The organism is Sorangium sp. So ce327, assembly GCF_051530205.1.
Classification (GTDB): domain Bacteria; phylum Myxococcota_A; class Polyangia; order Polyangiales; family Polyangiaceae; genus Sorangium; species Sorangium cellulosum_B.
This window is the reverse complement of sequence record NZ_CP150330.1, coordinates 906410-930718: the sequence shown is the minus strand read 5'-3', so window position 1 is coordinate 930718 and position 24309 is coordinate 906410. Positions and strand designations below refer to the sequence as shown.

General features: G+C 69.9%; 17 protein-coding genes. 2 read left to right on the top strand and 15 right to left on the bottom strand.

Annotated features, from left to right (window positions below):
• Positions 1 to 376: 376 nt before the first annotated feature.
• The gene (locus WME95_RS03425; RefSeq protein ID WP_437906982.1) at positions 377 to 811 is read left to right on the top strand and encodes a DUF6918 family protein; all 435 of its coding nucleotides are present in this window, start codon (positions 377 to 379) and stop codon (positions 809 to 811) included.
• A gap of 103 nt (positions 812 to 914) precedes the next feature.
• Here the strand turns inward: WME95_RS03425 and WME95_RS03420 are convergent, their stop codons facing one another.
• From WME95_RS03420 to WME95_RS03410, 3 genes are all read right to left on the bottom strand, one after another.
• Positions 915 to 2231: a hypothetical protein gene (locus tag WME95_RS03420; protein WP_437906981.1), complete on the bottom strand. Its 1317-nt coding sequence runs from the start codon at positions 2229 to 2231 to the stop codon at positions 915 to 917.
• A 10-nt stretch (positions 2232 to 2241) separates the two neighbouring features.
• A complete protein-coding gene (gene fusA / locus WME95_RS03415; protein ID WP_437906980.1) occupies positions 2242 to 4329 on the bottom strand; it encodes an elongation factor G in 2088 nt (695 codons plus the stop codon).
• A 176-nt stretch (positions 4330 to 4505) separates the two neighbouring features.
• Positions 4506 to 4973 carry a Tudor-knot domain-containing protein gene (locus WME95_RS03410; RefSeq protein WP_437549458.1) on the bottom strand — a complete coding sequence of 156 codons (468 nt, stop codon included), beginning with the start codon at positions 4971 to 4973 and terminating at the stop codon, positions 4506 to 4508.
• 243 nt (positions 4974 to 5216) lie between these two features.
• On the opposite strand from WME95_RS03410, the gene WME95_RS03405 reads away from it, so the two are divergent.
• Positions 5217 to 5717, top strand: coding sequence for a YchJ family protein (locus WME95_RS03405; protein WP_437549456.1), 501 nt, complete (start codon positions 5217 to 5219; stop codon positions 5715 to 5717).
• An 82-nt stretch (positions 5718 to 5799) separates the two neighbouring features.
• Here the strand turns inward: WME95_RS03405 and WME95_RS03400 are convergent, their stop codons facing one another.
• The 12 genes from WME95_RS03400 to WME95_RS03345 form a co-directional block, all read right to left on the bottom strand.
• The gene (locus WME95_RS03400; protein ID WP_437549454.1) at positions 5800 to 7041 is read right to left on the bottom strand and encodes a patatin-like phospholipase family protein; all 1242 of its coding nucleotides are present in this window, start codon (positions 7039 to 7041) and stop codon (positions 5800 to 5802) included.
• Positions 7038 to 8000: a CPBP family intramembrane glutamic endopeptidase gene (locus WME95_RS03395; RefSeq protein WP_437906979.1), complete on the bottom strand. Its 963-nt coding sequence runs from the start codon at positions 7998 to 8000 to the stop codon at positions 7038 to 7040. Before WME95_RS03395 ends, WME95_RS03400 begins: the two co-directional genes overlap by 4 nt.
• The gene (locus tag WME95_RS03390) at positions 7997 to 9679 is read right to left on the bottom strand and encodes an L-aspartate oxidase (protein WP_437906978.1); all 1683 of its coding nucleotides are present in this window, start codon (positions 9677 to 9679) and stop codon (positions 7997 to 7999) included. Before WME95_RS03390 ends, WME95_RS03395 begins: the two co-directional genes overlap by 4 nt.
• A gap of 1262 nt (positions 9680 to 10941) precedes the next feature.
• Complete coding sequence (locus tag WME95_RS03385) at positions 10942 to 11706, bottom strand: PP2C family protein-serine/threonine phosphatase (RefSeq protein WP_437906977.1); 765 nt, start codon at positions 11704 to 11706, stop codon at positions 10942 to 10944.
• A gap of 866 nt (positions 11707 to 12572) precedes the next feature.
• Positions 12573 to 13388 carry a hypothetical protein gene (locus tag WME95_RS03380; RefSeq protein WP_437906976.1) on the bottom strand — a complete coding sequence of 272 codons (816 nt, stop codon included), beginning with the start codon at positions 13386 to 13388 and terminating at the stop codon, positions 12573 to 12575.
• 767 nt (positions 13389 to 14155) lie between these two features.
• Positions 14156 to 14704, bottom strand: coding sequence for a hypothetical protein (locus WME95_RS03375; RefSeq protein ID WP_437906975.1), 549 nt, complete (start codon positions 14702 to 14704; stop codon positions 14156 to 14158).
• A gap of 565 nt (positions 14705 to 15269) precedes the next feature.
• Complete coding sequence (locus WME95_RS03370; RefSeq protein WP_437906974.1) at positions 15270 to 16805, bottom strand: hypothetical protein; 1536 nt, start codon at positions 16803 to 16805, stop codon at positions 15270 to 15272.
• A gap of 53 nt (positions 16806 to 16858) precedes the next feature.
• Positions 16859 to 17482: a hypothetical protein gene (locus tag WME95_RS03365; protein WP_437906973.1), complete on the bottom strand. Its 624-nt coding sequence runs from the start codon at positions 17480 to 17482 to the stop codon at positions 16859 to 16861.
• A gap of 1026 nt (positions 17483 to 18508) precedes the next feature.
• A complete protein-coding gene (locus WME95_RS03360; RefSeq protein WP_437910945.1) occupies positions 18509 to 20116 on the bottom strand; it encodes a hypothetical protein in 1608 nt (535 codons plus the stop codon).
• Entirely contained in the window at positions 20116 to 20730 is a 615-nt protein-coding gene (locus WME95_RS03355) for a hypothetical protein (RefSeq protein WP_437906972.1), read from the bottom strand. The genes WME95_RS03360 and WME95_RS03355 overlap by 1 nt, the downstream gene beginning before the upstream one ends.
• 478 nt (positions 20731 to 21208) lie before the next feature.
• Entirely contained in the window at positions 21209 to 22789 is a 1581-nt protein-coding gene (locus WME95_RS03350; RefSeq protein WP_437906971.1) for a hypothetical protein, read from the bottom strand.
• A 20-nt stretch (positions 22790 to 22809) separates the two neighbouring features.
• Positions 22810 to 23751: a PEGA domain-containing protein gene (locus tag WME95_RS03345; protein WP_437906970.1), complete on the bottom strand. Its 942-nt coding sequence runs from the start codon at positions 23749 to 23751 to the stop codon at positions 22810 to 22812.
• Positions 23752 to 24309 lie beyond the last annotated feature (558 nt).

The window sequence follows — 24309 nt, the reverse complement described above, 5'->3', positions numbered from 1 at the left end:
CCGCAGGCCTCGCGACACGACAGCGCCGAGCGCCCGCCACGCCAAATTGTGATTCAAATTACATCTTGAGTATGGCGCGCGAGGGGCGGCCATGCATGCGGTCTCCGCGCTGCATTTCCGAGAATCGAGCGCGTGACGGCGTTGCAGTGCCATCCCGGACGGTCGACACCGGCCGAGAGCCGTCCTGGACCGAAGGTTTCCCGGCTGGGCGCTTGCGATGCCGGCCTTCGGGCCGCTGTGGTAAGAGCCGCGCTTCGATGTGGTCGGGAGCGGACCACCGGTCCGCTCGACGTGGTCGCCGCTCCCTGCCGGGGGTCACGCTGACATGGGTCTGGGGGCCGCGACCGGCCTCCGAGTCGCCCGGAGGAGTTCGAGAATGGGTCTCAGCGAAACGCTGCTCGATGCGAACAAGAAATCCAAGGTCGTCGCCGACTGTTGCACGCTGGTCGACGAGGAGGTGGCTTCGAAGAGCGGACTCTCCGGCCTGGCGGTCAAGGCCGGCTACGCGGCCGTGAAGGGCATCAAGCCCGGCTTCATCCAGCAGGTGGTCGAGAAGCTCCTGCCCGAGTTCGCCAAGAAGCTCGATCCCATCTGGACCGAGGCCACGAGCAGCGGCAACCCGAGCTCCTTCTTCACGTCGAACCGCTCGCGGATCGCCGACGCGCTCCTCAGCATCACCGACGAGAAGGCGAAGTCGTCGTCGAGCGGCGTGGTGCGCGGCACCTACGAGAAGCTGCGCGGCTCAGCGAAGAAGAACGTCGAGGAGGCGGTTCCGCGCCTCGCCCAGCTGATCCAGAAGCACTCAGCCTGAGCGGCTCGGCGCAGCGGGCCCGCTTCGCGCCGGCCTGCTGCGCGCCGCACCGAGGCGCCCCCGCGGCCGCGTGCGCGGCGGAGGGCGCCCCTGCGATCGGCTCTCAGCCAGGCTCGCCGAAGCTGCGCGCGAAGAGGTCGCGGATCGCGTCGCGGCCGGCGTCGTTGAGATCCTGCGTGCCGATGCCGGCGAAGTTCTCGCAGGTGATGCTCGGCTGCCGCGCCATCTCCCAGGCCGAGCCGCTCCAGCGGAACCAGCCGCGCTTCTCCTGATCGTAGACGAACAGCTGCTTCTTCCAGAGGCGCGCGAGCTCCGCGCCCCAGCCCGTGCCGCCGCGCACGGTGCCGTCCTCCTGGAGCGTGCCCACGACGAAGACCTGGCTGGCCGCGTTGATCTGGTGCCAGATCGTCTGGAGGATGTTGCGCACCAGCGGGATCTCGCTCAGCACGCGGCCGAGGCGCCGCGACACGTAGACGAGGCTGAAGTCGCCCTTGCGCAGCTCGTCGTCCCCCAGCACGACCACGCCGCGCTGGCGCTCGAGGAGCCGGTGGCCCTCGAAGCTGTAGTTCAGCTCCTGCACCCCGTACCGCTCGGCGCACGCCCCGAACTCGGCCTCGGCCCCCTTGGCGCCGCCCGAGTGCACGCGGAAGGTCCGCGGGTCCTTCGGCCGCTCCGAGGGGGGCCGCACGTCCTCGTCGATGACGCGCATCGAGTGGGGATCGAGCCGCAGGTGGAGATCGGCGAGATCCTTGTTGCCGTGGTCCTTCAGCAGCCGCAGGCGAACCACGTCGCGCTCCGGCTGCAGGTAGACGACCACGTTGAGGTGCCGCTCGACCTTCTGGAGCGCGGCAGGCAGCTTGCCGGGAGGGCCCGCCTCGTCGACCTGGGCCGCGACCCAGACCTCGGCGGAGCGCTCCTTCGCGAGCCGCCCGAGCGCCTCCATCGCCTGGTCCGACGCGACCGCCACGTCGAAGCCGTCGACGATGATCACGTCGGGCTCGAAGTGGGCGACGCCGCGCGCGAACGCCACCGTCTCGAGCATCTTCTCGACCCACAGGCGCGCCGCCTCTTCCGGCGCGTCGGCCGACGCCTTCACGTGGCCGAGGTGCGAGTAGATCTGCCGGTGCCGCTCGACCTCGAGCCGGACGGCCTCCGGCTCCTCGAGCCGCATCGACTGCGCGAGATCGTGGAAGATCTCGTCGTAGTACGCGCGGACGTGATCGACCGCGTTCTCGTGCGAGATGTGGAGCACCCGGCGATCCCGCAGCAGATCGTCGAGCGCGATCTGCACGAGCAACGCCGTCTTGCCCACGCCGGGCCGGGAGACGATGACGCCGACGTTGCCGCGACCCAGCCCGCCGTGCATCGACCCCTCGAAGACCCGCATGGGGCTCCGCTCGTTTACCTCTTTGCGGTACATGCCGACCCCCTCACTTGGCCTTCTTCGCCTGCTCTTCCCGGTATTTCTTGATGAGCTCCTCACCAAGCGCCGCCGGAAGAGGAGCATAGCGCGAGAACTCCATCGTGAACTCGGCTTTGCCCTGGGTGGCGGAGCGAAGGACCGTCGAGAAGCCGAACATGTCGGAGAGCGGCACCTCGGCCTCGACGCGGCAGAAGCCGTCTGCCTCGGTCGAACCGACGATGATGCCGCGCCGCTGCATGAGGATGCCGACGATGCCGCCCTGGTACTCGCTCGGCCCCTCGCAGGCGACCTTCATCAGCGGCTCCAGGATCTGCGGGCCCGCCTTCGGGTAGGTCTCGCGCCAGGCGCCGCGCGCGGCCTCCTGGAAGGCGATGTCGGACGAGTCGACCGCGTGGGCCGCGCCGTCGTTCAGCGTGACCGACACGCCCGTGACGGGCGCGCCGATGAGCTGCCCCTTGGCGAGCATCGACACGAAGCCCTTCTCGACCGCCGGGATGAACTCGCGCGGGATCGCGCCGCCGACGACCTGATCGTCGAACCGGAACGGCGCCTCCGTCCACGGCTCGATGAAGCCGCCGACCTTGCCGTACTGACCGGAGCCGCCGGTCTGCTTCTTGTGCGTGTAGTTGAAGTCGACGCGGCGCGTGATCGTCTCGCGGTACGCGACGCGCGGCGGGCTCGTGACCACCTCGGCCGCGTACTCGCGCTTCATGCGCTCGATGTAGACGTCCAGGTGGAGCTCGCCCATGCCCTGGATGATCGTCTCGCCGCTCTCCGGATCCGCCCCGACGCGGAAGGTCGGGTCCTCCTTGGTGAAGCGGCGCAGCGCCTTCGACATGTTCGCCTGGGCCTTGTTGTCCTTGGGCGTCACGGTGAGCGAGATGACGGGGTCGGGCACGTGCATCGACGTCATCGCGACGCTCAGGGTCCCGTCCGTGAAGGTGTCGCCGGAGTTGCAGTCGATGCCGAACATCGCGACGATGTCGCCCGCGCCCGCGGAGTCGATGTCCTCCATCTCGTCCGCGTGCATGCGGACGAGCCGGCCGACCTTGTGGCGCTTGCCCGTGCGGGTGTTCGTGATCTCGCCGCCGCGGGCCAGGTTGCCCTGGTAGACCCGCAGGTACGTGAGCTGGCCGAACCGCCCGTCCTCGAGCTTGAACGCGAGCATCACGAGCGGCTTCTCCGAGTCGCTCGACAGGACGACCTCGGCCTCGTCCTTGTCGAGATCCACGGCCTTGTTCGTGATGTCGGCGGGCGTCGGCAGGTAGCGGGTCACGCCGTCGAGCAGGACCTGCACCGCCTTGTTCTTGTAGGCCGACCCCATCATCACCGGGACGATCTGGAGCTTCACGGTCGCCTCGCGGATCGCCTTCTGGAGGAGCTCCTCGGTGACGCGCTCCTCGAGGATCGCCTCCGTGAGCTCGTCGGAGTACATCGAGAGCGCGTCGAGCATCTCCTCGCGCGCCGTCTTCACCTCGTCGGCCATGTCGGCCGGGATGTCGCCGACGACGATCTTCTCGCCGTTCGCCCCCTCGAACCGGTAGGACTTCATCGCGATGAGGTCGACGACCCCCTCGAACTTGTCCTCGAGCCCGATGGGCAGCTGCAGCAGCACCGGGTTCAGGTTGAGCTTCTCGCGCAGCTGCGCGCGGACCCGCAGCGGGTTCGCGCCGGCGCGGTCGCACTTGTTCACGAACGCGATGCGCGGGACGCCGTAGCGGCGCATCTGGCGGTCGACGGTCAGCGACTGGCTCTGCACGCCGGCGACGGCGCAGAGGACCAGGATCGCGCCGTCGAGCACGCGCATCGCGCGCTCGACCTCGATCGTGAAGTCCACGTGGCCGGGCGTGTCGATCACGTTGATCTGGTGCCCGTTCCAGAAGCAGTGCGTGGCCGCGGACTGGATGGTGATCCCGCGCTCGCGCTCGAGATCCATCGAGTCCATCTTCGCGCCGACGCCGTCCTTGCCCTTGACGTCGTGGATGGCGTGGATCCGCTTGGTGTAAAAGAGGATGCGCTCGGTCAGCGTTGTCTTGCCCGAATCAATGTGGGCGCTGATCCCGATGTTGCGCAGCTTGGACAGTTCGCTGATCACAGAAGGCTCCCCGCCGCGCACCCGTGAGGGCGTGCCCGTGGAGGGCGTGCGGCACGCATCGAACGTCAGCCAGGCGGCGCACTCTTGCGATCGCCCAGTCAGAAATTCGGCGCGGCTCTTAATTCGGCCCCATGGCCAGCGCCAGGGGGAAAATGATCGCGCGTGAACATTTCACGCTACTTGGCTTGAATCCTGGAAAGCCCGACCGTCTCGTCCCACTCGGATCCGTAGCCGTCGTAGTGGATGCGGTAGCGCTCCTGCCCCACGATGCCGGTGACGACCGCCGGGTACATCTGCCCGTGCCACTCGACGCGGACCCTGTCGCCGATCTTGTAGACGTTGGTCTGCGACGCCTGCAGCCCCTTGCTCCGGACCTTCGGCGGCGGCGGCGGGTGGACGACGTTGCCCTCGACGAGACCGCGGATCCGTTCACGAGGTACAACTTCGTCCCAGATGTCGTCGTACCCCTGGTAGTGGATCTTGAACTTCGTCGGACCCAGGACCTCGATGACCTCGGCCGGGTAGACGTTCCCTTCCCACGTCACGAGGACGTGATCGCCGATGGCGTATTGGCGCTTGCAGCCCCCCAGAACCAGGGCGAGGGCCAGCAGGAGGGCCGCGGCGTGAGCGCGCGCTGCGGGCATACTTCCCGCTCGCCTTACCGTCCTCGCCGGCGCCCCGCAAGAGGCTTCGCTCAGGGACGCGCCCGGGTCGGCCTTGGACGACGCGACGGCGCGACGGCGCCGGGCCACGCCATGCCGTGCCGGGCCATCCTGCCGCAGGCCGCGCCATGCCGTGGTGCGCCGTCCTGCCGCACGCCCGCCGCGCCCCGTCTCGACGCCCCCCAGGGCGCTGCAACGGGGCACGAACCCGTGTAGAGAACGCCCATGACCCGAGATGTTCGTCCTGGTACGGGGACCCTCTCCCGCCCGTGCCCGTGCGGCTCGGGGCGCTCGTACCGCGAGTGTTGCGCCCCCTGCCATCTGGGCGATCGCGAGGCGCCCGACGCCGTGACGCTCATGCGCTCGCGGTACGCCGCCTTCGCCGTCGGAGATACCGCCTACCTCTGGCGGACGCTGCACATGGGCCACATCGACCGCGGGCGCGACAGGGACCAGGTGCTCCGCGAGCTGAAGGTGACGATCCACCACCACCGGTACCGGGGCCTCCAGATCCTCGACAGCCTGCAGAGCGGCGACTCCGCGTCGGTGCTGTTCCTCGCCAAGATCTTCGAGGCAGGCGTCGATCGCTCGTTCGTCGAGCTGTCGGATTTCCTCCACGACGGCGAGGGCTGGCGCTACCTCCACGGCGTCGCCATCCCGCGCGCCCGCATCAGCGTCCCGCCCGACGAGCTGACGATCGCCCGGTTCTCATCCCTCGCCAGCTGACCGGCCTCGCCGGCCGAGCGGGCGCTCGGGCGGCCGATGCGCCCTGGGCCCGCTGACCAGGCCCTCGGGTGGGCGCTGCGCCTCAGCCAGCCGACAGGCCCGACGCGCGGGCCTCGTGCCACCCCATCGCCTCGACCACGGCGCGGTTCTTGTCCATCCACACCGCGATGCGCTCGCGCGTCGTCCGGTAGGCGTACTCCAGGATGGCGCGCCGCGCGCGCAGGTTGGCGGGGTTGTGGAGGAACAGCAGCGCGTCGTTCTGCGCGGGCTCGAGCACGAGGACCTGCATCTTGCCCTCGGCGTGCGCGCGCCCCACCGCCTGGTGGAGCCGCGCGTGCGCGCCGATCCGCATCGCCTGGTTGAAGATCCAGAGCATGCCCTTGTCGCGCACGCTCTCGCGCACCCCGTGCCCCGTCGGGACGGGGCGGTGCGCGGTGGAGACGGGCACGAGCGGGCTCACGACGATCGTGAGCTCCACGCCGGCGGCCTGCGCGAGATCGAGGTGCGCCACGTGGCCCAGCCCGCCGTCGAGGTAGTGGCGGTGCTCGACGCGCACCGGCGAGAAGAACAGCGGGAGCGCGAGCGACGCCGCGCAGGCGAGCGACACCGGGACGTGGTCGAACCCCTCGGCGCCGAAGACGACGCGCTCGCCCGAGTCGAGGTCGTGCGCCGGGATGCGCAGCGTCCGCGGCATCGCGCGGAACGAGTTCGGGATGCCGCGCCTCAGGAAGAACTCGCCGAGGAACCGCTCGTAACGATCGAGCTGGAAGAGCCCCGCGGGGAGCGAGTCGTTGAAGCGATCGAGCTGCTCGAACAGGTACTGCTGCGCCGGCGCGTTCGGGGTCGCGTCGCCCCGGGTCGTGAGCCGGACGATCGCGTGGCGGAGCGCGACCAGGCTGGTGCTGAGCGCGCGCCGCCACTCGCCGACGTCGAGGTGGAGGAGGTGGCTGCGCTCCAGCGGGAAGAAGTTGTCGACCGGATCGAGCAGGGCGCGGTAGAGCCGCTCGATCGGGATGCCGCCCGCCAGGGCCGCGGCGACCGCGGCGCCGCTGCCGTGCCCGAGGTAGAGCGAGAAGCTCTGGTTGTCGATCCCCTCGACGCCATCCTCGAGCGCCGCGAGCGCGCCGATCTGGTAGAGCGCGCCCGTCAGGCCGCCCCCTGGCAAGCAGAGGCTGACCCGCGCTCGCTTCGCCCCGGCGCGCGGGGCGGCGCGGCCCTCGCCGCTCGCGTCCACGGTTCCGGACGAGCGGCCCTCGCCGTCCCCCGCTGCGATCTGCGCGGCGCGGCTCTCGCCGCCGCCTTGGCTCCCGAACGCCGGCATCATGAGAGGTCCTTTTCCCTCGCGCGGGCCGCCCCCTCGGCGCGACGGCCGAGGACGCAGGCGAGCGCGGTCAACACGAGCGCAGAGGCGGAGCTCACCGCCACGAGCCACACCGGGCTCGCCGCGGCGTCGGGCAGCGCGGCGCCGGCGGCCGAGGGCGCGCCGTCGACGGCCCCAGCGCCCGCCGCGGAGAGGAGCGAGAAGCACTGGATGGCGTTGTAGGTGCCGTGGAGGAGGATGGACGGCAAGAGCGAGCCGCTCGCGACGCGGAGGACGCCGAGGGCCGCGCCGAAGATCCCGATCGGCAGGAACTTCTGCCACCCGACGTGGGCCACCGCGAAGAGCGCGGCCGTGATCGCGATCACGAGCGGCGCGCGGTGCGTCCAGCGCAGCGGGCGGGCGAGCGCTCCCCGGAAGAAGACCTCCTCCAGCGCGGGGCCGAGCACGATGAAGATGAGGCCGAGCGCGGCCCGCTCGGGCGCGCTCGCGTCGATGAAGACCCGGACGAGCTCGGCGTCGTCGATCCCCGACGGCCAGCGCGCCTCGATCGCCGTGTAGAGCGCGGCGATCGGCCCCTCGAGCGCGAAGCCGAGCGCGATCGCGAGCGGATAGAACGCCACGTGCGTCCCGCGCAGCCCGAGGAACTGCCGGATCGACGCGCGGGGCGCGTGCACCTGGAGCACGCCGAAGAGCCCGAGCAGGTACGCCGCGGCCTGGCACGCGAAGCTGCCGATGACGTCGAGCTTCGGCGCCGCCCGGAACGAGCCCGCGCCGTCGAGCGCCGGCTCCATCCGGAAGGAGGAGATCAGGCCGAGCAGGAACAGGAACAGCGCGGTGACGCCCACGGTCCAGCCGATGGCCCCGGGGATCGACATCGGTCGCTCCTCGCCGCCTTGCCGGACGAGCGGACCGGGCCCTCCGCCGCTCGGCGGAGGGTCGGGGGTGCCGTGCAGATCGCTCATCGACCTCGCAGATAAGGCAGGACGCCCCGCTTCACGACCGTGTCCGTGCCGAGGCGATCGCTCGTCTCCGGGTAGTCGATCGTCGTGTGCAGCCCCCGGCTCTCGTGCCGGGCGGAGGCGCAGCCGACGATGAGCTCGGCCACGGTGGCGATGTTGCGCAGCTCGAGCAGATCCCGGGTGACAAGGTGCTTCCAGTAGTACTCGCGGATCTCCTCCTGGAGCAGGGAGATCCGCCGGGCGGCGCGCCGGAGGCGGGCGTCCGACCGGACGATGCCGACGTAGTTCCACATGGTGCGGCGCAGCTCGTCCCAGTTGTGGGCGACGACGACCTCCTCGTCGCTGGCGACCGCGTTGCCGACCTGCCACTCGGGCACCTCGGGGAACGGGCTCTGCCGGAGCTCGGCGATCTGGGTGCCGAGGCGCGCGGCCGCGCGCTGGCCGAAGACGAGCCCTTCGAGCAGCGAGTTCGAGGCGAGCCGGTTCGCGCCGTGCAGCCCCGTGCACGTGCACTCGCCGATCGCCCAGAGCCCGGGGATCGTCGTCCTGCCGTAGAGGTCGGTGGTGATCCCGCCGCACATGTAGTGGGCAGCCGGCACGACGGGGATCGGCTGCGCGGTGATGTCGATGCCGTAGCGGAGGCACTGCGCGTGGATGGTCGGGAAGTGCTCGCGGATGAAGCTCGCGGGCCGGTGGGTGATGTCGAGCAGCACGTAGTCCGAGCCGGTCCGCTTCATCTCGAAGTCGATGGCCCGCGCCACGATGTCGCGCGGCGCGAGGTCCTTGCGCGGATCGTGGCTGGCCATGAAGGCCGTCCCGTCGGGCAGCCGGAGGATGGCGCCCTCGCCGCGCAGCGCCTCGCTCACGAGGAAGCTCTTTGCCTCCGGGTGGAACAGGCACGTCGGGTGGAACTGGTAGAACTCCATGTTCGCGATCTCGGCGCCTGCCCGGTAGGCCATGGCGACGCCGTCGCCCGTCGCGACGTCGGGGTTCGTCGTGTAGAGGTAGACCTTGCCTGCGCCGCCGGTCGCGAGCACGGTCGCCCGCGCGAGGTAGGTCTCGACGACGTGCGGCTTCGAGGCTGGCCGGTGCCGGGGCGCTGGCCGCTCCGAGTCGCGCGGCCGCGGCCTGCCCTGGTTCAGCGCGGCGTCGGTCTCGTCGAGCACGTAGGCGCCCGCGCAGATGTCCGGCCCCCCGAACCGGGAGAGCGGGATGAGGTCGATCGCCGTGTGGTGCTCGGCGAAGCGGATGTTCGGGTTCTGCCGGGCCTGCTCGAGGAGCGCGCGCTCGATCTCGAGGCCGGTCGCGTCGGCGGCGTGCACGATCCGCCGCGCGGAGTGCCCCCCTTCGCGCCCGAGGCGCACCTGGCCGTTCTCGTGATCGAACTGGGCGCCCCGCGCGATGAGCTCGCGCACCCGCTCGGGCCCCTCCCGCGCGCAGATCTCGACGACCACCTCGTGACAGAGGCCGGCCCCCGCCTCGAGCGTGTCGGCGATGTGCGCCTCGGGGGAGTCGTCCGGGGCGAAGACCGCGGCGATGCCGCCCTGGGCGTACTTCGTGTTGGATTCGTCACGCGCGCGCTTGGTGACGATGATCACCTCGCCGTGCTCGGCCGCCTCGAGCGCGAAGGTCAGCCCAGCCACACCGCTACCGATGACGAGGAAATCGGTCGTTATCGCCACGGCCAGGAGGGTAGCAGGAGCGGGGCGCACGGAGGTAGGCCGTGGTGCGCTTCCTGCGTGCGACGGCGCTGCGGCCGGGCGTTCGGGCGGGAGGCCGGCGTGGCCGGGGAGAGCCGAGCGCTGGCGTGAGCCTGCTCGAGGTGTGGGCGCGCGCACGGGCTGATCGCGCTCATGGAGGAGCGCCTCGGCCGTTGTCGACGCGCGCCGGGGCGCACGTCGCGCGCTCGTGCTCGCAGCGCGAGCTCATGAGCGCAGTCCATCCATCAGCAGCCGCGACTCGCGAAGACGCGACTCGCGCAGCAACTCGCGAGACGCAGCGAGGATGCCCGAGATGCGGTGTTCTGGCACGACACGACAGGTTCCCGGAGAGCACATCAGAGCCAGCGTCCCCCACACCCTCTGGTCGACTCGCTCGATCCAGACCCTTCGTGAAGGGGCCTCTCGCTCAAGAGTCCTCGCTTCTGCGGTGCACCGAGGGCACGAGCATCAGCTTGGGGTGACGCTTGCTTCGCGCTTTGGGGCCACCTGCCAGGCGTGGGTTCTTCGCCCACAAGAGGCTCTGCGACGCGGGCAGTCTGGGCCCTGACGGCGGCGCAAGCTCCTCCGCTGCCGCCTCTTCGCGAGCGGCCCGCTCCGCGATGCAGTGCATACAATACTTCTCAGGATCCCAGTCGATGTCCTCGAGACCCAGCCTCCGTACCCACATCCGCTCCCACTCCCCCATCTTGCTCAAGCTGGGGCGCTTACCAGAGGGAGGGGGGTCGTCTCCGCGGGACCTTCGGCGCTTCGGCATGGGACTCCTTGAATTCGGGCGGCGCCCATTCTGCCGGCAACGAATGAGCTCGCCAAGGGGTTTCTTCGAATCAGCGTTGCCGTTTTGCCGAGTTACGTTCAGCCCTCCGAAATTGCCACGAAATCATACCGTCTCTCATTTTTTCTGGAGCGCTCGCCGCGATCAGCAGTCCAGCGGGCTCTGCTCGCCGCTCCACCCCTTCGCCGGGCAGTCCGCCGAAGCCGCGGGTCTGCCGCTAACTCCGCTCGCTCCGGCGCCCGGCCTGGCTCCCGGGAAGATCGCCGCCCCGCCCTTCGCGCCACGACGTTCGCCCCCCAAGAACGCTGCCCACCCCCGGCCCGTGCTCGGCCCTCCGGGCCTGCGCGCGGTCCGCCCCTCCCAAGTCCCGCGCTTCGCGCGGGACGGGAGGGGCCGCCTCGCCACAGCCTCGCTGCGCTCCGGCGCTTCTGCGCCGCTCCTCCTTACGAAGTCAACCCACAGACCCCGCCACACGTGCCAGGACGCACATTGCCTGCTCGAGCTCGCCGTTCTCATGAGCGCACTCCATCAGCAGGCTCGCCGCCAGGCGCAGCTCACGGTGCGCTGCGAGGATGCCGGCGATGCGCTGCTCGGACATCGAACCCCAGAGGCCCCCCGAGCACGCCAGGAAAATGTCGCCCGGCTCCGTGTTCTCGACCTGAGCCGTCACCTCCACCGCTGCGTCGCAGCCGAGCGCGCGAGTGGCCGCGCTGGCGAGTTGCCTCAGCACGGCTGCGGCATCCGGCGAGATGGATCCGTTCAACGCCCCACCGTCGGGCGCCGCAACCTCACGCGTTCGCGCCTGCAGCTTCCCCCCACGGAACCGGTAGATGTGCATATCGTCGGCGTAGGCGATATACGCCGCCCCTGGCGCGAGGAGTACACCGGCGAAGCTCACCTGCACGCCGCTCGGTCGCGGCCCCAGACGTTCATCCTCGGAGCGGCCTGTTCGGCGCGGGCTCATCATGAGCCGCACTTCGTCCCGGCACTGCGACGCAATCATCTCACCAGCACCAAGGTCGTCCACGCAATCTGCCTCGACAGCGGGATGCACCATCTCGATCGCCGTGCGGGAGACGACCTCTCCGCCAGGCCGGCCCGTGACCAGGAAGAGGCCCAGGCAAGGCAACTCCCCGGAGCGCTCCTCGTTGCTCGCACGACGCCTCGACACAAGGGCCTCCGCCCCTGCCTCGATGGCGAGCGTTGGACGCACCATCCTCCACCTCGCACGCTCGTCGCAAGGACGAGCCGAGTCAGCGCGCACCACGCTCGCGGTGCGCCGGTCTCCTGTTCTGTCGCCCAGCGCGCTGCGCCGCCGCCGTGCGCCCTCTCGGCGTGCTCAGGTCGTCAGCGGCTGCTCGCTCGAGCTGGGAGCTCGCGACGGGACCTCTCGCTCAAGCGCTCAAAAATCGTCGCGCACGAGACGCGCCAGTCGCACCATCTTCAGCAGCAGCCGCCTGCAGCGGCCCTTGCTACGCCTGCTTCGCCTACCCGCCCTCGGTGGAATCTTCTCCCACCCAGGGCTCAGCCGCAGCTTCGGTCGGTTCCCCGACCTTGCGGCAAGCTCCTCCATCACCGCTTCCCAGGCCGCTCGCTTCGCGATGCAGTGCTCGCAGTGCAGCTCGGGGTCCCACTCCACATCCTCAAGGCCCAGCCTGCGTACCCACATCCGCTCCCATTCCCCCATCCCGCTCGGACTCGGGCTGGGGCGTCTTCCGGAGGGAGGGACGTCGTTTCCACTGGAATTCCGGCGCATCGGCAGGGCGCTCCTTGGATCGAGCGGCGCGCATACTGCCGGCCATGAAAGAGCTCGCCAAGCGTTTTCGTCCAGAAATCGATATCTTTCGACTACTTACGCGAAGCCAGGCCGGGTCGTCACAAGATCGTACGGTCATCCTCACTTTCTCCACCGCTCGCCGGTGGCAGCGGTCCAGCGGGCGCGGCTCGCCGCCGTACGCGTCGCCTGCGGGAGATGCGTCGCCTCCTTGATGGCGCGTCGCGCGATCGTCGGGGTCGCCTCCGCCACACGTCGCGGCGGCAGGCGGCACCAGCGACGAGAGCGCCCGCTGCTTCGTCGCTCACTTACGGAAGTTGTTGCTCCGCCGCCGCCGTGCCTGTCGCGCCTGCGTTGTCCGCCACGTTGTTGCTGCCGCCGGGGCCCCCGGCGCCCGGCATGCCGGGTTCCAGCGTGGTCTGCCCTTCCTGCTTCACCGCCTCGCCTCGGTACGCGATCGCGAACGACTGCCCGCCGAGGCCTCCTCCTCCTGGGCCGCCGTTACCTCCCTGACCTCCATGCCCACCAGCGCACGCGTGCTTCGACCCGCCGACCCCTACGCCACCAGCGCCGCCGAGTCCGCCCGATCCGCCCGGCTGGAGGTTGCCGCCGGCACCTCCTTTGCCCCCATCGCGTGCCTTCAGCACGCAGTCCTTCAGCGTCACTTTCCCCTCCACGCTCGCCAGGGCGATGCTCGCTCCGCCCGCTCCACCCCCTTGGCCGGGCTGCCCGCCGCAACCACCAGGGCCGCCGCTGCCGCCGCTCGCCCCAGCTCCCGGCATGGCGCCTGGGCAGATCGCCGCGCCACCCTTCGCACCCCCGCCTCCGCCGCCGCCCTGCGCTGGCTTCCCCGTTCCGCCGGCTCCGCCGCTCACGCCCACGTAGCCCGACGAGTTCAACGTGCCGAGGCCGCTCGCGGCGACGCCGGCGTCGCCAGGAGCACCGTTGTCGCCGCCCTGGCCGGTGCCAGCCGCGGCGCAGCTCCAGGCGCCTGTCGCCGGCTCTCCAGAGCCTGCCGCGCCGAGCGCACCAGGCTCTCCGACCTGTCCACTGCCACCGTTGTTCACCCTTCCAGCGCCGCCTTCTCCGCCAATCGACAGCGCGCCGCCGCACGCGTTCTCCACCTGCGCGCCTCCCGGTAGTCTTTCATCGGGCGCTCCTGATGTATCAACATCGCTGCACGCGTTCGTTCCGGCGTTCCCGGGAGGCGCCGGCGCCGGCCTCTCACTCGGCGCATCCTCTCCCTCCGCGCCATCCGCTCCGTTCCCCGCGATCAACTCGCACCGCGCCAACTCAGCCGTTGCTCCATCCACCAGCACCGCGATCGACGACCCGCCTGCCTTCGTCGCGCTCGCAGCGCGCACCGCGAAGCTCCGCACCTTTGCCCCGCTCGCTCCCTCCCCCAGCGTGAGCGCGATCTGATCCGCGGGCCCCTCGATCGCGCTCCGCGCCTCTTCGCTCCACGTCCACCCCGCCCCGCAGTCAAAGCCCCCGATCATCTCGACCCCGGCCTCGATCGTCACGCTCTCAGCAAACGGCTCGATCGCGCACGCGAGCACCCGCTTGCCGTTCGCTTTTGCTACTGCCTCCCCGAGCGACGCGAACGGACTCGCCTTCGTCCCGTCTCCCCCCGCTTCCGCTGTCGCGCTCGCGAACACCGCGCACTCGTCCGTCACCGTGCTCGCGTCCTTCGTAGGGTCCGCCTCGCATGCGGGGTTCGGCACGCTGCCGCCACCCCCGTCGAGATAATGGGGACACGTGAGCAGGAACTCGCAGTCATCCGTCAGCCCGACAGACAGGTAGTCGCAGCCGCTCGCCGCCACGGAAACTGCACCCCAGCTCATCAACCACGTCATCCATCTGTTCCTCATTGTGCTCACCCTCGCCCCGCTCACCACACTCCCACCACGAAGACACCGCCCCCGTCTGCGTACGTCTGGGGCAACACGCGCAGCGCGCGACCCGCCGATGTGGCGCGTTGAGGCCACAGCGCATACGTGGCTGCGGCGATCGCCAGCGCTCCCGACGCCGCATAGCTGACCACGGACACCGTGCCGAAACGAGCCGCGCGCCCCGCCTCACGCTCCACGTCGCGACATCTGTAGATCAAGTCGCTCGGCGGCTCGATGCACTGTCCGTGCACCTGCTCGATCTGCGCTCGATGTCCATCCGCGTCGCTCCGCGCGTTTCTCGACGCCACCGTCATTCCGATCCCCACGCCGAGCCACACCGCGCTCGCCGCCCCCAGCGTGATCACCGGCACCCAATTCCTTCTCTTGTCCGGCAGCGGTCGCGGCTCCACCAGCACCGCCGGCGGCCCCGTCACGGGCCGGACGATCCCCGCCCCCGTCGCGCTCACGCCCCCCTCCGTCGTCGCTCCCGCTACCGGCGGCCCCTCGGTCGTCGCGAGCGCCACTTCAGCCTGCGCTCCCTTGGCCACCGGCACGCGCTCCTCGCACCACCCCACACGCGCTGGGGCGCAGCATAGAGCTAACACGAGAAGATAACGGCCCACCCCCGGCCCGTGCTCGGCCCTGCGGGCCTGCGCGCGGTCCGCCCCTCCCAGGTCCCGCGCTCCGCGCGGGACGGGAGGGGCTTCGCCTGCAGCCGCAGTTCGGGATCCAGCGCCACTGCGCCTCTGCCCCGCCGCCACGGCACCGCGATGCTCCAACGCCGCGCAAAAGTGATCTGCTGCCGGGCTGCCTTCAGCGACCGTAGGATGGTATCCGGGTTTGCGGCCCGACGCAGAAGCAGTCAGCAGATCATCGGTCCCTCCGCCCGCGCCTCTTGCGATCCACTCCAGGGTGGTGAAGTTTTCAGCGCCGGGCAGCCCACCGTGCCGCGTCTCCGCGACAAAAGAGTCTCTATCACCCCGGCTCGGGGCGTGTCCATTCATTTCTTGTCTCCTCCTTCAGCTCAGCTGCTCATAAACCGCAGCGCTCGTGACTCAACCAACCGCCTTCCCTTGAGCCTCGCGAAATTCTCACGCAGCGGCACTTTCTTTCTCACTGCCCGCAGCTCTCATTTCCACCGAAGTTCCAGCACGCTCCGCTCACGCCGGGCGTGCCGGCGTCGCCGCCGAACGAGACCTGCCCGCCATCGCCCGCCGCACCCTCGTTGAAGCCCTTCAGCTCCACGTCCGCGTTCGGCGCCGCGGCGTAGGCGATTCCCACTGCATGGCCGCCTCGACCGCCGCCGCCGGGGCCGCCTCGGCCGCCGGTACCGCCACGACCACCATCGCAGCCGGAGCCACCAAGAGACTTACCGGCACCTGCGGTCCCGCCATGGCCCCCGCTGGCGCCAAGTAGTCCGAATCCGCCCTTTCCTCCGTTGCCCGCCTTGCCTACGGCGACGGTTACCTCGGTCAACACCAGCTTCGTTCCCAGGCTGAGGATGCCGATGCTCGATCCGCCGGCCTTCCCGCCACCGCCTCCCTTACCTCCGCAGCCGCCGGCTCCGCCGCCGCCGCCGCTCGCGCCAGTAGCCTCCACTGGGGGGCCGCAGAACTGCCCCGTCTTCGCTCCGCCGCCTCCGCCGCCTCCTTGGCCTTTCTTGCCGGTGCTGCCGGGGGCGCCGTCGCCGCCGGTGATGCCGGTGAGAGCGAGGGTGGTGGCGCGGCCGGCGCGGCCGGAGGTGCCGGGGGCGCCGTCGCGGCCGGGTTGGCCCGGTTCGCATTCGCCCGTCTCCGTTTGGCCCATGCCGCCGAGCCCCGGGCTATTGGGGAGGATTGGGTCCGGCAGGGGGGTTCCAGCCTGTCCGGGCTGGCCGTTGCCGTCGCCCATGCCGGGGATGCCGCCGGGGCCGCCTTGGCCGCCGCGGGTCTCGCCGTCTTCGCAGAGGGTGACGCCGGGGTAGCCGCCGTAGACGCCCGCAGAAATATAGCACGCGGGCGAGGCCGTATTCGTCGACCCGCTCGCTCCTGTGTACGGCGGCTCGCTCGACGTCTCGCCGTCTGCGCCATTCATCCCGTCGCCTGCAGTCACCTCCAGCTGCGCGAGCTCAGCCTCGATGTCCGCGACCGCCACCCCGATCGACGCCCCGCCCACCTTCGTCCCGCTCGCAGCGCGCACCGCGAAGCTGCGCACCGTCGCTCCGCTCGCCCCCTCCCCCAGCGTGAGCGCGATCTGATCCGCCGGCCCCTCGATCGCGCTCCGCGCCTCTTCGCTCCACGTCCATCCCGCCTCGCAGTCGAAGCCGCCGATCACCTCCACCCCCGCTTCGATCGTCACGCTCTCCGCGAACGCTCCGCTCGTGCACGCCAGCACCCGCTTGCCGTGGGCGTTCGCTACCGCCTCCGCGAGCGAAGCGTACGGCTTCCCCATTGTCCCGTCCCCGCCAGGTGCCGCGTTTGCGCTCGCGAACACCGCGCACTCGTCCGTCACCGTGCTGGCATCCTCGGTCGGATCCGGCTCGCATGCAGGGTTGATCCCACCGCCGCCGGGGCCTGTGGATACGAAGTGATCACACGTCAGCATCCGCTCGCAGTCGTCCGTCACGTTGTTCCAGAACCCGCAGCCGCACAGCAACGTGACGAGTCCCAACGTTCCTGGAATCCAGCACCTTCTGATCATGGCCTTCACTCCCTCGCCTGAGCTCACCACATACCCGTCACGTCGACCCCGACGCTGCCTGTTTGCAGACGGGGCAACGCACGAATCCGCCCCGTCGCTGTCGTCTTCGTTCGAGGCCACAGCAGATAGGTCACCGCACCGACAGCCAGCACCCCCGACGCGATATAGGCGACTCGCGCTGCGTTGCCCCAGATCTCGCCCCTCGAGCCAACGCTCTGGAGCTCTTCGCACGACCGCACGACCGCGGGTGATGGGGTCACGCATTGTCCCCCCACCGCCAGAATTGCCTGACCTCTCAAGCGCACCTCATCTACCGCGTTCTTACTCGCTACCGTCGTCGCCACTCCCACACCAAGCCACACCGCGCTGGCCGTCCCCAGCACGATGACCGGCCCCCAGCTCCGCTCCTGCGGCCGTGCGTTCGGCGTCACCGGCGCAACCAGTGAGTTCTCCGCCACAGGCGCACCGGATGCAGCCGAATCGGCCGGCGCATTCGGCGTCGCCTCCTCCTCCGGAGCGGCCGGCGCAGTCTCTTTCGCCTCCTGGCACCACGCGGTCCGTGCTGGTGTGCCCGAGAGAAGAGCGCTGAAAAGATAGATGCCCACACCTAGCTTGTGCTTGGCCCTGCGAATCTGCAGGCGATCCACCCCTCCCATGCCCCGCGCCGCACGCAGGACAGGAGCAGTCCTCCGATTGCCGGCGTTCGTCGCGCCTGCGCGGTGCTGCGTCCGTGCGACCGATACCTCGACGACTGGCCGCTCCGACGCGGCAAAATAGCGACCTGCTGCCGGGCTCCCTTCAGCGACCGTCGGATAACATCCGCTCTCGCGGCCCGACGCAGAAGAAGTCAGCAGATCAACGGTCCCTCCGCCCGCGCATTGGGCAGTCCACTCGGAGGTGGTGAAGTTGTCAGTGCCGGGAAGCCCACCGTGCCGCGTCTCCGCGACAAAACGGTCCCTACCACCCCAGCGCGAGGCACGTCCAATCATTTCTTGTTCCCTCCTTCAGCTCAGCTGCTCACAGACCGCAGCCTTCGTTCGTCGACCAGTCGCATTCCCTTGAACCCTGGACGATTGTCACTCAGCAGCACGTATTTCTCGCTGCCCAAGCGATCGCAATCGAGTGCATTCCCTTGAGAACTGCGGAATCGTCACGCAACGCCACTTTTTCTCTAACCGCCCACAGCTCTCGTTTCCATCGAAGTTGCGGCACGCCCCGCTTGTCCCCAGTTCGCCAGTGTTCCCGCCCGACATCGCGTTGCCGCCGTCGCCTGCGGCACCGGCGGAGCATCCGCTTGCAGCCGCGCGGGTCACCCGCAGGACGCACATCTCCCCATCGATCGCGTTCCATGCGATCGCCAACGCCTTCTTCCGCCGCACTTCGGCCTGGCGAGCGACGCCATCGACGACGCCGCCCGCTACCTCATCGGTCGCTTACGGAGACGCCTGCTCCGCCGCTCCAGTGCCTTCCGCGCCCGCGTTATCCGACACGTTGTTGCTTCCGCCGGCTTCCCCCCCAGCGCTCGGCGTGCCGGGCTGCAGCGCCGTCAGCCCTTCCTGCTTCACCGCTTCGCCCTGGTATGCGATCGCGAACGACGGCCCACCGAGGCCACCTCCTCCTTCATTTGCATTCCGTTGAGCTCTACGAAATTGCCATGCAACAACATCTTTTTCTCACTGCGCGCAGCTCTCGTTCGTAGCAAAGTTCCAGCAGATACCGCCCGCGCCCTGGGCACCGGCACTCTGCTCCGCTCCACCAGGCCCAGCACTGCCTCCGTCTCCGGCTGTGCCCGCCATGAACTCCTTCAGGTCCAGCGTGGCGCTCACCGCTGCAGCGTAGGCAATGCCCACCGCGTGGCCCCCTCGGCCGCCGGCGCCAGGACCTCCAGCTCCGCCTCGGCCACCATCCCCCCCTTTGCATCCGGGGATTGCAGGCGCCGCAGGCGCCGTGCCGCCGGCAGCACCAGTTCCACCCGACCCGCCGAGTTGACCCGCCGCGCCATTCCCCCCCTTGCCCGCCTCACCCACCGCAACGGTCACGTCCGTCAGCACCAGCTTCGTACCCAGGCTTACGATCCCGATGCTCGACCCGCCGGCCTGCCCGCCACCGCCACCCTTGCCACCGCAGCCTCCAGCGCCTCCGCCTCCGCCGCTGGCGCCTACCCCCTCGACGGTGCTCATACTGGGCCCTGGGCAAAACAATCCAGCTTTTGCGCCGCCCCCACCACCTCCCCCTTGACCACGCGTCCCGACTGCGCCGTTCTCACCATCGCCTCCCACGATGCCAGCCAGCGTCAGCGTCGTGTCAGTGCTGGGCACGCCAGCCATGCCGCGAGTTCCGCTCTTCCCGACTGTGCCGGGCTTGCAGTCACCGTCTGGATCCGTCTGCCCCGTGCCGCCTAGCCCGGACGCGTCGGCGTTCGGCTCCGGCAGCGGCGCACCGTCGGCACCCTTCAGCCCGTTGCCGCCCTCAGTGGTGGTAATTCCTCCGAGCCCGCCGACTCCCCCGCGCGTCTCGCCGTCCTCGCACGTCGTCACGCCGGGATCGCCGCCGTATACCAGTGCAGTGCACGCATTCGACACGTTCGTCGGCGCGCCCGCCCCCGCCTGCGGCGCCTCCGTCGGAGTCTCGCCGTTCGCGCCGGCCATCCCATCGCCTGCGGTCACGTCCACCTGCGCCAGTTCCGCCTCGACGTCCGCCACCGCCACGCCGATCGACGACCTGCCCGGCTCCATCGCGCTCGCCGCACGAACCGCGAAGCTCCTCACCTTCGCTCCGCTCGCGGCCTCCGACACCGTAAGCGCGATCAGGTTCGCAGGCGCCTCGATCGCGCTGCGGGCCTCAGCGCTCCACGCCCACTCCGCCTCGCAGTCGAAGCCGCCGATCACCTCGACCTTGGCCCCGATCGTCACGCTCTCCTCGAACGCTCCGCTCGTGCACGCGAGCACTCGCTTGCCCTTCGCGTTCTCCACCGCCTCCCCGAGCGACGCGTACGGCTTCGCCTTCGTCCCGTCTCCCCCCGCTTCCGCCGTCGCGCTCGCGAACACCGCGCACTCGTCCGTCACCGTGCTCGCGTCCTGCGTCGGATCTGCCTCGCACGCCGGGTTCGGCACGCTGCCTCCGGTGCCCGACGGGTAGAAGTGGTCGCAAGTCACCAGGAGTTCACAGTCTTCCGCCCGGTGGCTCCAGAAGCTGTCGCAACCACCGACCGCCAACACGAATGTCAGCCCGCCAAGGGCTCTGCGCATATTCCGCACGTAATTTACCCCTTGAAAATCCATCACCAAGCCCCCATCACAGCAAAGCCTGCACCGCCAGAGTGGATCGTGGGCAGTGCAATAACCGCTTCGCTGCGCTTCGACTGCGGCCAGAACGCATAAGTCGCCGCGCCGATCGCGAGCACGCCCGATATGACATAGGCGACCCGAGCCACGTTCTCCAACGTATCGGCACGTGATGCATGGCTCTGGACCTGTTCGCATCGCCCAACCCACGACGGTTCCGGTCTCACGCATTGCGCGACGCCTTGAAGGATCTCAGCGCTCTGCTTGTGCGCGTCATCGCGTGCACCGCTCGACGCCACCGTCATCCCGATCCCCACGCCGAGCCACATCGCGCTCGCCGCCCCCAGCGTGATCATCGGCACCCAATTCCTCTTGTCCGGCAGCGGTTGCCGCTCCACCAGCACCGCCGACGGCGCCGCCACGAGCCCGACGCTCCCCGCAGCCGTTGCGCTCCCGCCAGCCTCCGTCGTCGCTCCCGGGGCTGTCGACGCCTCGCTCTTCCCTGGCGCCGCGTCGGCCGTCTCTACGATAACCTCCCGCACACGCTGCTCGCACCACGCAGTTCGCGCGGGGGTGCTGACGACGACAGCAATGAGCACGAGGATGCCCACCCCCGGCCCGTGCTCGGCCCTACGGGCCTGCGCGCGGTCCGCCCCTCCCTTGCCCCGCGCTACGCGCGGGACGGGAGGGGTCTCGGTCGCGACGGCCACTCCGCGTCCAGTGCAGCGGCGCGTCCGCCCCCTCGCGCCCCGCGGCTCCCCCGCCGCGCAAAAGCGATCTGCTGCCGGGCTGCCTTCAGCGACCGTAGGATGGTATCCGCGTTTGCGGCCCGACGCAGAAGCAGTCAGCAGATCATCGGTCCCTCCGCCCGCGCCTCTTGCGATCCACTCCAGGGTGGTGAAGTTTTCAGCGCCGGGCAGCCCACCGTGCCGCGTCTCCGCGACAAAAGACTCCCTACCACCCCGGCGCGGGGTGCGTCCAACCATTTCTTGTCTCCTTCTTCAGCTCTGCTGACCGCGGATCACCGCATTCGTCCGCATTAGCTTCAGCTCGCCAAAATTCTCACTCCATCTCAACCGTCGTCGACCTTCACTGGCCGCAGCTCGCATCGCCCGCGAAGTCCCAGCACTCGCCCACTGTCCCCGGGTCGCCCGCGATACCGCCAGGACCCCCGAGACCACCCTCGCCCGCTGTGCCCGCCACGAAGTTCGCCAGCGTTACCGCCGCTCCCGGCGCCACCGCGTACGCAAGCCCCACCGCATGACCGCCTCGGCCGCCTGCGCCGGGGCCACCAGCTCCACCTCGGCCGCCGTCGCCGCCTTTGCAGCCGGGGATGGAGGGTGACACCCCCGATGCTGCTCCACCGGAGGCACCAGCCCCACCGTTGGCCCCGCTCTGTCCGGCGACTCCATCTCCGCCCTTGCCCGCCTTGCCCACCGCAACGGTGACGTCGATCAGCACCAGCTTCGTCCCGAGGCTCACGATCCCGATGCTCGACCCGCCCGCCTTGCCGCCCCCCCCGCCCTTTCCACCACAACCGCCGGCGCCACCGCCGCCGGCGCTGGCGCCAGGACCGACCATCGGGTTCGCTGAGGGCCCGCAGAACAGCCCTGCTTTCGCGCCCCCGCCGCCACCTCCCCCTTGCCCCTTCTTCCCCGTTCTACCTTCACCGCCGTCGCCTCCGGCAATGCCAGCCAGAGTCAACTCCGTGCCGCTCCCAGCCTCACCGGTCTCGCCGTCAGTGCCGGGAAAACCATCTTCCCCGCGCCTGCAGTTGGCGTCAGTTTGCCCAGCTCCGCCGAGCCCGTACGCATCGGGGTTCGGCTCCGGCAACGGCGCGCCATCCGCCCCCTTCTGTCCGTTACCCTCGTCGGTACCGGTCATCCCGCCGAGTCCACCGACGCCGCCGCGCGTCTCACCGTCCTCACACGTCGTCACACCGGGCTCGCCGCCGAAGACAACGGTATTGCACGCATTCGACAGCTCTGCCGGTGCGCTCGCCCCCGCCTGCGGCGCCTCCGTCGGAGTCTCACCACTCGCGCCGGCCATCCCATCGCCCGCCGTCACATCCACCTGCGCCAGTTCCGCCTCGATGTCCGCCACCACCACGCCGATCGACGACCCGCCCGGTTCCATCGCGCTCGCCGCGCGAACCGCGAAGCTCCTCACCTTCGCCCCGCTCGCGGTTTCCGTCATCGTGAGCGCCACCGCGCCCGCAGGCCCATCGATCGCGCTCCGCGCCTCCTCACTCCACGTCCACTCTGCCCCACAGTCGAAGCCGCCGATCACCTCGACCTTGGCCCCAATCGTCACGCTCTCCGCGAACGCACCGCTCGTGCACGCCAGCACTCGCTTGCCCTTCGCGTTCGCCACCGCCTCCCCGAGCGACGCGTACGGCTTCGCCTTCGTCCCGTCTCCCCCCGCTTCCGCCGTCGCGCTCGCGAACACCGCGCACTCGTCCGTCACCGTGCTCGCGTGCTGCGTCGGATCTGCCTCGCACGCCGGGTTCGGCACGCTGCCTCCGGTGCCATCCCACAATCCGCGGTGGTGCTCACACATCAGGGTGAACTCGCAGTCCTCCGCGACGTTGCTCCACACCGTATCGCAACCGGCGGTGCAGACGACCAGCCCCAAGGAGCACAGCTGCCAGCGAACTCGATTCCTCTTCATCGCACCCTCGTGTCGGCTCTTCACCATGCCCCCTGCACCACAATTCCCCTGTAACCTACCTGCGTTTCGGGCAGGACACGCACCTTGCCTGACGCCTTGGTCCCCGAGCGCGGCCACAGCGCGTAGGTCACGGCTGCAATGGCGAGCACGCCCGACGCCGTGTACGCCACGGTGGCTGCACGCCCGAACGTGTCGACCCGCGAAGCCGTCGATCGGAGATCAGAGCACGCTTTACTGTATGCAGCCGGTGCATCCGGGCAGCCACCACCCGCCTTGAGGATTGCATCCGCTTGCGCGTGCCCATCGGCGCTCGCGTTGTTCGACGCCACCGTCATCCCGATCCCCACGCCGAGCCCCACGGCGCTCGCCGCCCCCAGCGCGTTCACCGGCACCCAGTTCTTCTTCTCCGGCACCGGCTGCGGCTCGATCGGCATTACCGGCTGCCCCATCACCGGCGCACCGGCCCCCGCGCCCGGCACGCGCGTTCCTCCGCCTGTCTCCACGCCCGCTGACGCCCCCGGCTCGGCTTTCGCCAGGGCCATCGCCAGTTCCACCTTTGCCGTACCCCCCTTCGCCACTCCCACCGTCTGGCTCGCCGGCTCGTAGTCCGGATGCGTCGCCGCGACCCGGTGCTCGCCCGGGTTCACGAACACCTCACCCTCCAGCGGTGTCTGGCCCACGATCTTGCCGTCCACAAGCACTTCCGCTCCCGCTGCCGTGACCGACACCTTCATCCCACCCACCTGCGCTCGCGACTCCGCGTATCGCTGCTCCGCCGTCGGCTTCAGCTTCGCCACCGTCTTCACGAGCGGCCAGTTCCTCAGCGCAAACGACAGGTGCTGCGCTGCTTCCTTGTGCTTCTTCAGCTGGTACTTCGTGTTCCCCAGGTTGTACGCCACGTCGAACGTCGGGTTCAGCGCCCACGCCGACTCCAGCTCCGCTTCGAAATACGGGTCTGACACCGTGCCAGGCGACGACCCGAGTTCTTCGCCCCTCGCAGCACGCGCAGGCGCGCAGCACAGAAGAGCAGCGACAAGATAGATGCCCACCCCCGGCCCGTGCTCGGCCCTACGGGCCTGCGCGCGGTCCGCCCCTCCCACGCCCCGCGCTACGCGCGGGACGGGAGGGGTCTCGGCCGCGACGGCCACTCCGCGTCCAGCGCAGCGGCGCGTCCGCACCCTCGCGCCCCGCGGCTCCCCCGCCGCGCAAAAGCAATCTGCCGCCGGGCTGCCTTCAGCGACCGTAGGATGGTATCCGCGTTTGCGGCCCGACGCAGAAGCAGTCAGCAGATCATCGGTCCCTCCGCCCGCGCCTCTTGCGATCCACTCCAGGGTGGTGAAGTTTTCAGCGCCGGGCAGCCCACCGTGCCGCGTCTCCGCGACAAAAGAATCCCTACCACCCCGGCGCGGGGTGCGTCCAACCATTTCTTGTCTCCTCCTTCAGCTCTGCTGACCGCGGAGCAACGCGCTCGTCCGTCGCTCCTGCGCATTGCGTTCAGCTATAAAGAATTCTCACTCATC

Bases quoted from the DNA above. Each gene is read 5' to 3' on its own strand.
- WME95_RS03395 (WP_437906979.1), bottom strand. From the start codon at position 8,000: ATGAGCGATCTGCACGGCACCCCCGACCCTCCGCCGAGCGGCGGAGGG.
- WME95_RS03400 (WP_437549454.1), bottom strand. From the start codon at position 7,041: ATGATGCCGGCGTTCGGGAGCCAAGGCGGCGGCGAGAGCCGCGCCGCG.
- WME95_RS03420 (WP_437906981.1), bottom strand. From the start codon at position 2,231: ATGTACCGCAAAGAGGTAAACGAGCGGAGCCCCATGCGGGTCTTCGAG.
- WME95_RS03350 (WP_437906971.1), bottom strand. From the start codon at position 22,789: ATGAAGAGGAATCGAGTTCGCTGGCAGCTGTGCTCCTTGGGGCTGGTC.
- WME95_RS03405 (WP_437549456.1), top strand. From the start codon at position 5,217: ATGACCCGAGATGTTCGTCCTGGTACGGGGACCCTCTCCCGCCCGTGC.
- WME95_RS03410 (WP_437549458.1), bottom strand. From the start codon at position 4,973: ATGCCCGCAGCGCGCGCTCACGCCGCGGCCCTCCTGCTGGCCCTCGCC.
- WME95_RS03360 (WP_437910945.1), bottom strand. From the start codon at position 20,116: ATGGATTTTCAAGGGGTAAATTACGTGCGGAATATGCGCAGAGCCCTT.
- WME95_RS03385 (WP_437906977.1), bottom strand. From the start codon at position 11,706: ATGGTGCGTCCAACGCTCGCCATCGAGGCAGGGGCGGAGGCCCTTGTG.
- WME95_RS03425 (WP_437906982.1), top strand. From the start codon at position 377: ATGGGTCTCAGCGAAACGCTGCTCGATGCGAACAAGAAATCCAAGGTC.